Source organism: Pseudomonas sp. GW823-FHT05G12, assembly GCF_058795575.1.
On record NZ_CM179501.1, the window covers coordinates 1,903,475 to 1,914,604 of the forward strand.

Below are 11,130 nucleotides of genomic sequence, written 5' to 3' on the forward strand. Positions count from 1 at the left end.
CATGCAGCAACTAATCGAATCGGTAAGCGCGCTTTCTTCCGAGAAGCGCAAAGCCTTGGCGATTCTGCTGAGTCAGAAGGGGGTCAACCTCTATGGCATCGCGCCGATTTTCCGGCGTGATGCCGACGAGCCCCTTCGGCTGTCCTATGCCCAGGAGCGTCAGTGGTTCCTCTGGAACCTGGAACCGCACAGCGCGGCGTATCACATCCCCACGGCGCTGCGCTTGCGCGGCGCCCTGGACATGGCCGCGCTGCAGCGCAGCTTCGCGACGCTCATCGAGCGTCACGAAGTACTGCGCAGCGTGTTCGTCGAGGTCGACGGGCAGTTGCTGCAGCAGGTTCGCGCGCCGTTCGCGCTGCCGCTGCCGGTGCAGGTACTGACCGATGCCGGGCAACTGGAACAGGCGGTGGCGGGGGAGATCGCCGTGCTCTTCGACCTGGGCGAAGGGCCGTTGCTGCGCGCGCGCCTGCTGCAGGTGAGCGAAGACGACCATGTGCTGGTGTTGACCCAGCACCACATCATTTCCGACGGCGCCTCGATGCAGTTGATGGTCGAGGAGCTGATCAACTGCTATGGCGCGTTCAGTCGTGGCCAGCAGCCCGAGCTGCCGGCGCTGCCGATCCAGTATGCCGACTATGCATTGTGGCAGCGCCAATGGATGGAGGCTGGCGAGCGCGAGCGCCAATTGGCCTACTGGACCACCCGCCTGGGCGGCGAGCAGCCGGTGCTGGAATTGCCGCTGGATCGTCCGCGGCCAGCGCTGCAGAGCTTGCGTGGCGCACGCCTGGATATCGAACTGTCGGCCGAGCTGGGCAGGGGTTTGCAAGAGGTAGCGCGGCAGCAGGGGGCGACCCTGTACATGGTCCTGCTGGCGTCGTTCCAGGCGCTGTTGCACCGCTACAGCCGACAGCGCGATATCCGTGTCGGCGTGCCGATCGGCAACCGCAACCGCGCAGAGACCGAGCGCCTGATCGGCTTCTTCGTCAATACCCAGGTGCTCAGCGCCGAAGTCGATGGTCAGGCGCCGTTCACCACATTGCTGCAACAGGCCAAGGAGGCGGCGCTGGGCGCCCAGGAGCATCAGGACCTGCCGTTCGAGCAACTGGTCGAAGCCTTGGCGCCGGAGCGCAACCTCAGCCACAGCCCGTTGTTCCAGGTGCTGTTCAATCACCAGGCGCACCGTGGCGCGGGCCGGCAGGCCCATGAGCTGCCGGGGCTGCGGGTCGAATCGCTGAACTGGGAGAGCCAGACCGCGCAATTCGACCTGATGCTCGATACCCATGAAGAGCAGGGGCAGTTGTGGGCGTCGCTGACCTACGCGACCGACCTGTTCGACTCAACCACCATCGAGCGCCTGGCGGGCCACTGGCAGGCGTTGCTCGAAGGTATCGTCAGCGCCCCCGGCACGCGCGTCAGCGAGTTGCCGATGCTGACGACGGCGGAACGTGCCGCAACGCTGGCTGCCTGGAATACCGCCCCGGCCACGTTCGCGCCGAGCCAGCCGCTGCATCGCCTGATCGAAGCCCAGGCGGCCCGCGCGCCGCAGGCGCCGGCGCTGGTCTGCGAAGGCGAACAGTTGAGCTACGCCGAGCTGAACCGCCGGGCCAACCGGATCGCCCACGCGCTGATCGCCCGAGGCGTCGGCCCGGACGTGCTGGTGGGCCTGGCCGCGCCGCGTTCGCTGGAGATGGTGGTCGGCCTGCTGGCCATCCTCAAGGCCGGTGGTGCCTACGTGCCGCTGGACCCGGCCTATCCGCTGGATCGCCTGCACTACATGATCGAGGACAGCGGCCTGCAGTTGCTGCTCGGCCAGGGCGACCTCGGGCTGAGCCTGGCGGCGAACGTGCAGGTGCTGGACCTGGCCGCCGACTACGCCGACTACGCTGACTTCGCCGAGGTCAACCCGAACGTTGCGGTGGACCTGGATAACCTGGCCTATGTCATCTACACCTCCGGCTCCACCGGCAAGCCGAAGGGCACCTTGCTGCCGCACCGCAACGTGCTGCGCCTGTTCGAGGCCACGGACGGCTGGTTCGGCTTCGGCCCGCAGGACTGCTGGACGCTGTTCCACTCCTATGCCTTCGACTTCTCGGTATGGGAGCTGTTCGGCGCCTTGCTGCATGGTGGCCGCCTGGTGATCGTGCCGCAGGATGTCAGCCGTTCGCCGGAGGCCTTCTACCAACTGCTGTGCGAGCAGCGGGTGACCGTGCTCAACCAGACGCCGTCGGCGTTCCGCCAGCTGATGCAGGTGGCCTGCGCTGAAGGCCAGCGCAGCGACCAGCAGCTGCGCTACGTGGTGTTCGGCGGCGAGGCGCTGGAGGTCGGCAGCCTGCGTCCGTGGTTCGAGCGCTTCGGCGATCGTGCCCCGCAACTGGTCAACATGTACGGCATCACCGAAACCACGGTGCACGTGACCTACCGTCCATTGTCGCGGGCTGACCTGGCGCAGAGCGCGTCGAGCCCGATTGGTGTGCCGATCCCGGACCAGAGCCTGTACGTGCTCGACAGCGACCTCAACCCGGTGGCCGCCGGCTGTGTCGGCGAGCTGTACGTCGGTCGCCAGGGCCTGGCCCGTGGCTACCTCAAGCGCGCCGACCTCAGCGCCACGCGCTTCATTCCCGACCCGTTCGGCGAGAGCGGGGCGCGGCTGTACCGCAGCGGCGACCTGGCACGCTGGCGCGCCGATGGGGTGATCGAGTACGTCGGGCGGATGGACCATCAGGTGAAGATCCGTGGCTTCCGCATCGAGCTGGGCGAGATCCAGGCGCGGCTGCAGGCGCTGCCCCAGGTGCGCGAGGCCGTGGTGCTGGCCCAGGAGGGGGCGAGTGGCACCCAGCTGGTCGGTTACCTGGTGGCCGGGCAAGCGGTGGCGGACCAGGCGCTCTGGCGTGAGGCGGTCAAGGCCGCACTGCGCGAAGACCTGCCGGAGTACATGGTGCCGGCGCACCTGCTGCTGCTCGAGCGCATGCCGCTGACCGCCAACGGCAAGCTCGACCGCCGTGCCTTGCCGGCGGCGGATGCCAGCCTGCTGCAACAGGCCTATGTAGCCCCGCAAAGCGAAATGGAACAGCGCATTGCCGCTGTCTGGGCCGATGTGCTGCGTCTGGAGCGGGTCGGTTTGAGCGACAACTTCTTCGAGCTGGGTGGCGACTCGATCATTTCCATCCAGGTGGTCAGCCGTGCCCGTCAGGCCGGCATACATTTCACTCCCAAGGAGCTGTTCCAGCACCAGACCGTGCAGGGCCTGGCCCGTGTGGCGCGCGAGGGCGGCGCGGCGCAGCGCATCGACCAGGGGGCGGTGCAGGGCGGCATGCCGCTGCTGCCGGTACAGCAGTGGTTCTTCGGCGAAGTGAGCGACGAGGCGCACCACTGGAACCAGTCAGTGCTGCTGCGTCCCACTCGGGCCTTGCAGGCGGCGACCGTCGAGGCGGCCTTGCAGGCCCTGCTGGTGCAGCACGATGCGTTGCGCCTGCGCTTTACCCGCGAGCAGGGTCAGTGGCAGGCCAGTCACGGTCAGCCTGGCCAGGCCAAGGACCTGCTCTGGCAGCGGCAGGCCGCCGACCAGGACGCGCTGCTGGCACTGTGTGAAGCGGCGCAACGCAGCCTGAGCCTGGAAGGGCCGCTGCTGCGTGCTGTGCTGGTCGGCATGGGCGACGGCAGCCAACGCTTGCTGTTGGTGATCCACCACCTGGTCATCGACGGCGTGTCCTGGCGCGTGCTGTTCGAGGACCTGCAACAGGCCTGCGCGCAACTGGATGCGCAGCAGCCTGTGCGGCTGCCGGCGAAAACCAGTGCCTACAAGGCCTGGGCCGAGCGTTTGGGGGAGCACGCCCGTAGTGACGCCATGGCGCGCGAGCTGGCCTGGTGGCAGGGCCAGCTGGCCGATGCTCCGCAGGACCTGCCGTGCGCCAATCCGGCCGGCGGCCAGCAAAACCGCCATGCCCGCAGCCTGCATACGCGGCTGGACAGCGAGCTCACCCGGCAGTTGCTGCAGCAGGCCCCGGCGGCTTACCGCACCCAGGTCAACGACCTGCTGCTGACCGCGCTGGCCCGGGTGGTGGGCCGCTGGAGCGCGCAGCACACCGTGCTGATCCAACTTGAAGGGCATGGCCGCGAAGACCTGTTCGACGACATCGACCTGACTCGCACCGTCGGCTGGTTCACCACCTTGTTCCCGCTGGCCCTCACGCCTGCGCAGGACCTGGCGGGCTCGATCAAGGCGGTCAAGGAGCAACTGCGTGCCGTCCCCTCCAAGGGCATCGGCTACGGCATGCTCCGCCATCTGGGCGATGCTGCGGTGCAGGCCGGTCTTGCCGCCTTGCCGGTGCCGCGTATCACCTTCAACTATCTGGGGCAGTTCGATGGCAGTTTCGACGCCGAGCAGGGTGCGCTGTTCGTCCCGGTCGGCGAGCCGCGCGGCGAGGAGCAGAGCCCGGCGGCGCCGCTGGGCAACTGGCTGACGCTCAATGGGCAGGTCTACGGTGGTGAACTGGCCATTGGTTGGACCTACAGCCACGAGATGTTCGATGAGGCCACGGTCCAGGCCTTGGCCGATGACTATGCCGCCGAGCTGAAGGCGCTCATCGCCCATTGCTGCGACTTGCGCCATGCCGGTGTCACGCCCTCGGACTTCCCGCTGGCACGCCTGGATCAGGCGCACCTCGACCAGTTGCTGGACGATCCGCGCGCGGTCGAGGATGTCTATCCGTTGTCGCCGATGCAGCAGGGCATGCTGTTCCATAGCCTGTATGGCCAGGGCAACGGCGACTATATCAACCAGATGCGGGTGACCGTGGAAGGCTTGCAGGTCGAGCGTTTCCGCGCGGCCTGGCAGGCGTCGGCCGATGCCCAGCCGATCCTGCGCAGTCGCTTCGCCTGGGAAGGTGACATCGGCCAGCCGCTGCAGATCGTCCAGCGCCAGGTCCAGGTGCCGTTCGACTACCTCGACTGGCATGCCGAGGCCGAGCCTGGCGCACGCCTGGACGCCCTGGCCGAGGCCGAGCGCGCTCGTGGTTTCGACCTGCGTGAGGCGCCGTTGCTGCGCATGACCGTGGTGCGCACCGGCGAGCAGCGCTTCGAGCTGATCTACACCAACCATCACATCCTCATGGACGGCTGGAGCAACTCGCAGTTGATGGGGGAAGTCCTGCAGCGTTATGCCGGGCAGGCGCCGGCCCAGGCCGGGCGTTACCGCGACTACATCGACTGGTTGCAGCGCCAGGATCCGGCGGTCAGTGAAGCGTTCTGGCGCGAGCGCCTGGCCGAGCTGGAGGCGCCCACACGTTTGGCCCAGGGCCTGCAGACCGAGCCTGGCAGCGGGTACGCCAGCCATGTGCGGCTGGTCGACGCCGAGCGCACGCAGCGTCTGGAAACCTTCGCCCGCCAGCAGAAGGTCACTGTCAACACACTGCTGCAAGCGGCCTGGCTACTGCTGTTGCAGCGCTACAGCGGGCAGGCCACGGTGGCCTTCGGCGCCACCGTGGCGGGCCGGCCGCTGGAGCTGCCGGGTATCGAGCAGCAGATCGGTCTGTTCATCAACACCCTGCCGGTGATCGCCACGCCACAGCCGGCCCAGTCCGTGGCCGACTGGCTGCAGGCAGTGCAGGCGCTCAACCTTGGCTTGCGTGAGCACGAGCACACGCCCTTGTTCGATATCCAGCGCTGGGCCGGGCAGGGCGGTGACGCGCTGTTCGACAGCCTGCTGGTGTTCGAGAACTACCCGGTGGCCGAGGCCCTGGAGCGTGGCGCGCCACAGGAGCTGCGCTTCGGCAGCGTCGACAGTCGCGAGCAGACCAACTACCCGCTGACCCTGGGCGTGAACCTGGGCGGTACCCTGGAGCTGCACTATAGCTTCATGCGTGCCCATTTCGATGAGGCGGCCATTGTCCGCCTGGACCAGCAACTGATCGGCCTGATGGAGCAGTTCAGCCAGGCGCCCACCGCGGCGTTGGGCAACCTGAGTCTGCTCGATAGCCAGGCCCAGCAGGCCCTGGCCGTGGCCAACGCGCCGCAGCCATGGCAGGACGGCTTGCTGGTGCACCAACGCATCGCCGCCCAGGCCGCGCGCCGGCCTCAGGCTCCCGCGGTACTGTTCGGCGACCAGGTGCTGGACTTCGCCAGCCTGGAGCGTCAGGCCAACCAACTGGCCCATCGCCTGGTCGCCGAAGGCGTAGGCGCCGAGATCCGTGTCGGCGTGGCCTTGCCCCGTGGGCCGCAGGTGATCGTCGCCTTGCTCGCGGTGCTCAAGGCCGGTGGCGCCTATGTGCCGCTGGACGCCAGCTATCCGGCCGAGCGCCTGGCCTACCTGATGCAGGACTCCGGTATCGCCCTGTTGCTCACCGACTCGACCTTGCGCGGGCAACTGCCGCTGCCGGCGGCGTTGGCTGCCCTCAATCTCGACCAGCTCGACCTGACCGCACAGCCGACCCATGCGCCGCAAACAGTGGTGCAGCCGCAGAGCCTGGCCTATGTGATCTACACCTCCGGTTCCACCGGCAAGCCCAAGGGGGTGTGCGTCGAGCATGGCCCGCTGGCGATGCACTGCGAAGCCATCGGCCGGCGCTATGCCATGGTCGAGGACGATTGCGAGCTGCACTTCATGTCGTTCGCCTTCGACGGTGCTCATGAGCGCTGGCTCACCGCGTTGACCCACGGCAGCCGCCTGCTGGTGCGTGATGACAGCCTCTGGGAGCCAGGCCAGACCTGCGCGCGCATGTGTGAGCACGGCGTGACGGTGGCGGCGTTCCCGCCGGCGTACCTGTTGCAGATGGCCGAGCACGTCGAGCTGCATGGCCAGGCGCCGAAGGCGCGCATTTACTGCTTCGGCGGCGACGCGGTGCCCCGTGACAGCTACCAGCGCGTGCATGCCGCCCTGGCGCCGGAGCACATCATCAACGGCTACGGCCCGACCGAGACTGTGGTGACCCCGCTGATCTGGAAAGCCGACCGCGCTACCGACTGCGGCGCTGCCTACGCACCGATCGGCACGCGTATCGGCGACCGTCGCACCTATGTGCTGGCCGCCGACCTGAGCGTCCTGCCAGCCGGCCTGCAGGGTGAGCTGTACCTTGGTGGCCACGGCCTGGCCCGTGGCTACCTGGACCGGCCGGGCATGACCGCCGAGCGCTTCGTTCCCGATCCGCACGGCGAGCCAGGCGCGCGCCTGTACCGCAGTGGCGACCTGGTACGCGAGCGCCGCGATGGCGTGTTCGACTACCAGGGGCGAGTGGACAACCAGGTGAAAATCCGCGGCTTCCGCGTCGAACTGGGCGAAGTCGAGGCCCGCCTGCTGGCCCAGGCTGGCGTGCGCGATGCCGCCGTGGTCGCCCGGCCAGGCCCGAGCGGCCAGCAGTTGGTCGGCTATGTGGTGGCGTTGCAGCCAGGTCAGGCTGATGCCGCGTGGTGCGACGCGCTCAGGGCGAGCCTGCGCGAAGTGCTGCCGGACTACATGGTTCCGGCGCATGTCCTGTCGCTCGCCAGCATGCCGCTGACCCCCAACGGCAAGCTTGACCGCAAGGCGCTGCCGCAGCATGAGGCCGGTCAGTCCCGACATGATCACCAGCCACCGCGTACCGCGCTGGAGCAGACGGTGGCGGCGATCTGGGCCGATGTGCTCAAGCTGCCGCAGGTGGGCTTGCACGATCACTTCTTCGAGCTGGGTGGTCACTCGTTGCTGGCCACCCAGGTCGTCGCCCGGGTGCGTCACGCCCTGCAGGTCGAGGTGGCGCTGCGCACCTTGTTCGAGCATGGCACCCTGCAGGCATTCTGCGCCCAGCTATCGGAGTCTGCCGACGCAGCGGTGCCCGCCATCGGCCTGGCCGATCGCTCGCGGGCGCTGGCATTGTCCTATGCCCAGGAGCGCCAGTGGTTCCTCTGGCAGCTGGCCCCGGACAGCGCCGCCTACCATATTCCGGTGGCCCTGCGCCTGCGTGGCGCGCTGCGTGTCGAAGCCCTGCGCCGGGCGTTCGAACACCTGGTGGCGCGGCACGAGAGCCTGCGCACGGTGTTCGTTCATGCACAGGGGCGTACCGAGCAGGTGATACAGGCGCCGTACGCCTTCGAGCTGCCGCTGGAGGTGCTGGCCGATGCCAGCGATGCCGCGCTGCTGTCGCGGGTGGAACAGGAGGTCGCACGTCCGTTCGACCTCGGGCAGGGCCCGCTGCTGCGCGCCTGCCTGTTGCGCCAGGGCAGCGATGAACATGTGCTGGTGCTGGTGATGCATCACATCGTCAGCGATGGTGTGTCGATGCAGGTCATGGTCGACGAGTTGGTGGCCCTGTACGACGCCTTTGACCAGGGGCAGGCACCGAGCCTTGCGCCGTTGCCGATCCAGTACGCCGACTATGCCGTCTGGCAGCGCCAGTGGATGGACGCTGGTGAGCGTGAGCGGCAGCTGACCTATTGGGTCGAACGCCTGGGCGGCACGCAGCCTGTGCTCGAACTGCCGCTGGATCACCCGCGTCCGGCGATGCGCAGCCAAGCCGGTGCCAGTTTGACGCTGGCCCTGCCCGGTGAGCTGCAGCAGGCATTGCGCGCGCTGGCCAGGGAACAGGGGGTGACGCTGTTCATGCTGTTGCTGGCGGCTTACCAGACGTTGCTGCACCGCTACAGCGGCCAGTCCGACATCCGTGTCGGTGTGCCGATCGCCAACCGCAACCATGCTCGCACCGAAGGCATGATCGGCTTCTTCGTCAATACCCAGGTGCTCAAGGTCGAGTTCGCGCCGCAGGCGACCTTTGCCGCGCTGCTCGGCCAGGTGCGCCAGGCGGCGCTGGAGGCCCAGGCCTACCAGGACCTGCCGTTCGAGCAACTGGTCGAGGCCCTGGCGCCGGAGCGCAACCTCAGCCACAGCCCGCTGTTCCAGGCACTGTTCAACTACCAGAGCGGCGCGCGCCGTGGCCAGGGCGCGCAACAGGCGCACGCCTTGAGCGTCGAAGGGCTGCAATGGGATACCGGTGTCGCCCAGTTCGACCTGACCTTGGATGTGTTCGACAGCGAAGAGGGCGTGCTGGCCTCGTGGGTGTATGCCACCGACCTGTTCGAGCGCTCGACCATCGAGCGGCTGTCGACCCACTTCATCAATCTGTTGCAAGGCATCGTCGAGCAACCGCAACAACCGGTGGCCGAACTGCCATTGCTGGCGGCCGCCGAGCGCGAGCGCACCCTGGTCACGTGGAACGCCACCGCTGAAAACTACCCGCTGGAGCAGAGCATCCAGCAACTGATCGAGGCCCAGGTGCAGCGCACCCCGGATGCCCCGGCGCTGGCCTTCGGCGAGACGCGCCTGAGCTACGCCCAGCTCAACGCCCGCGCCAACCGCCTGGCCCATCGCCTGATCGCCCTGGGTGTCGGCGCGGATGTGCTGGTGGGCATCGCGGTGGAGCGTTCGGTGGAGATGGTGGTCGGTTTGCTGGCCATCCTCAAGGCCGGTGGCGCCTACGTGCCGCTGGACCCGGAATACCCCGAAGAGCGCCTGCGCTACATGATCGAGGACAGCGGCGTGCAACTGCTGCTGACCCAGAGCCACCTGCAACTGCCGCTGGCCGAAGGCGTGCAGACCCTGGCGCTGGACCTGGAACCGGGCGCCGATGACGCGCGCAACCCGAACGTGGCGGTGGCCCCTGAAAACCTGGCCTATGTGATCTACACCTCCGGCTCCACAGGCCGGCCAAAAGGCGCGGGCAACCGCCATTCGGCCTTGGTCAACCGACTGTGCTGGATGCAGCAGGCCTATCGACTGGATGCTCGCGACAGCGTGTTGCAGAAAACGCCGTTCAGCTTCGACGTCTCGGTGTGGGAGTTCTTCTGGCCCTTGATGACCGGTGCGCGACTGGTGGTTGCCGCGCCGGGTGATCACCGCGACCCGGCCCGTCTGGTCGAGCTGATCACCGGCGAAAACATCACCACGCTGCACTTCGTACCGTCGATGCTCCAGGCGTTCCTGCAAGACAGCGGCGTGCCGCGCTGCACCAGCCTTGCGCGCATCGTCTGCAGTGGCGAAGCGCTGCCGGCCGATGCCCAGCAGCAGGTGTTCGCCAAGCTGCCGAAGGCCGGCCTGTACAACCTGTACGGCCCGACCGAGGCGGCCATCGACGTGACCCACTGGACCTGCCGCGAGGAAGGGCGCGACAGCGTGCCGATCGGCGAGCCGATTGCCAACCTGGCCTGCTACATCCTCGACGCCGAGCTGCAACCGGTGCCGGTGGGCGTGCTGGGCGAGCTGTACCTGGCCGGCGCAGGCCTGGCGCGCGGCTACCACCGCCGCCCGGGGCTGACCGCCGAGCGTTTCGCCGTGAGCCCATACGGCAATGGCGAGCGCATCTACCGCACCGGCGACCTGGCGCGCTACCGCGCGGATGGGGTGATCGAGTACGCCGGGCGTATCGACCACCAGGTCAAGCTGCGTGGCCTGCGCATCGAACTGGGTGAGATCGAGGCGCGCCTGCTGGAGCACGACCTGGTACGTGAAGCCGTGGTGACGGTGCCGGACGGCAAGCAGCTGGTCGGTTATGTGGTGCTGACCGGCGAAACCGCCGATTGGCAGGCACAACTGGCCGAGCACCTACGCCGCGGCCTGCCGGACTACATGGTGCCGAACCAGTGGCTGGCACTGGACAGCCTGCCGCTGTCGCCCAATGGCAAGCTCGACCGCAAGGCCTTGCCTGCCGTGGATGCCGCGCAATCGCAGCGTGCCTATGTGGCGCCGCAGAGTGAACTGGAACAACAGGTCGCGGCAATCTGGACGCAGGTCCTCGGGCTTGAGCGAGTCGGCCTGACTGACAACTTCTTCGAACTGGGCGGGCATTCCCTGCTGGTGATCAATATCGTGTCGCGTATTCAACTCGAACTGGGGCTGAAGCTGGTCCCGCAACTGCTGTTCCAATACCCGGTGCTTGGTGCTCTGGTGGCGCAACTGCAAGCCACCGGCGCACAGGTGCAGGATTCGACCCTGAGCCGTCTGGAAGACCTGCTTGACGACATGGAGGGGCTGTGATGGACAGCACCGTTGCCGCGCGGATCGCTCGCCGCTTCATCACCTTGCCACTGGACAAGCGTGCCCTGTACCTGGAGAAGATGCTGGCCGAGGGCGTGTCCCCGGCCAACCTGCCGATCCCCGAGGTGCAGTCGGCC

1 protein-coding gene is annotated in these 11,130 nt (G+C 67.7%); it reads left to right on the forward strand.

The window, feature by feature from the left end; translation table 11 throughout:
• Window position 1 precedes the first annotated feature (1 nt).
• Window positions 2–10,993 (forward strand): amino acid adenylation domain-containing protein, encoded by a 10,992-nt coding sequence (locus AC3RCM_RS08705; RefSeq protein WP_492629524.1) that lies wholly within the window; start codon window positions 2–4, stop codon window positions 10,991–10,993.
• Window positions 10,994–11,130 lie beyond the last annotated feature (137 nt).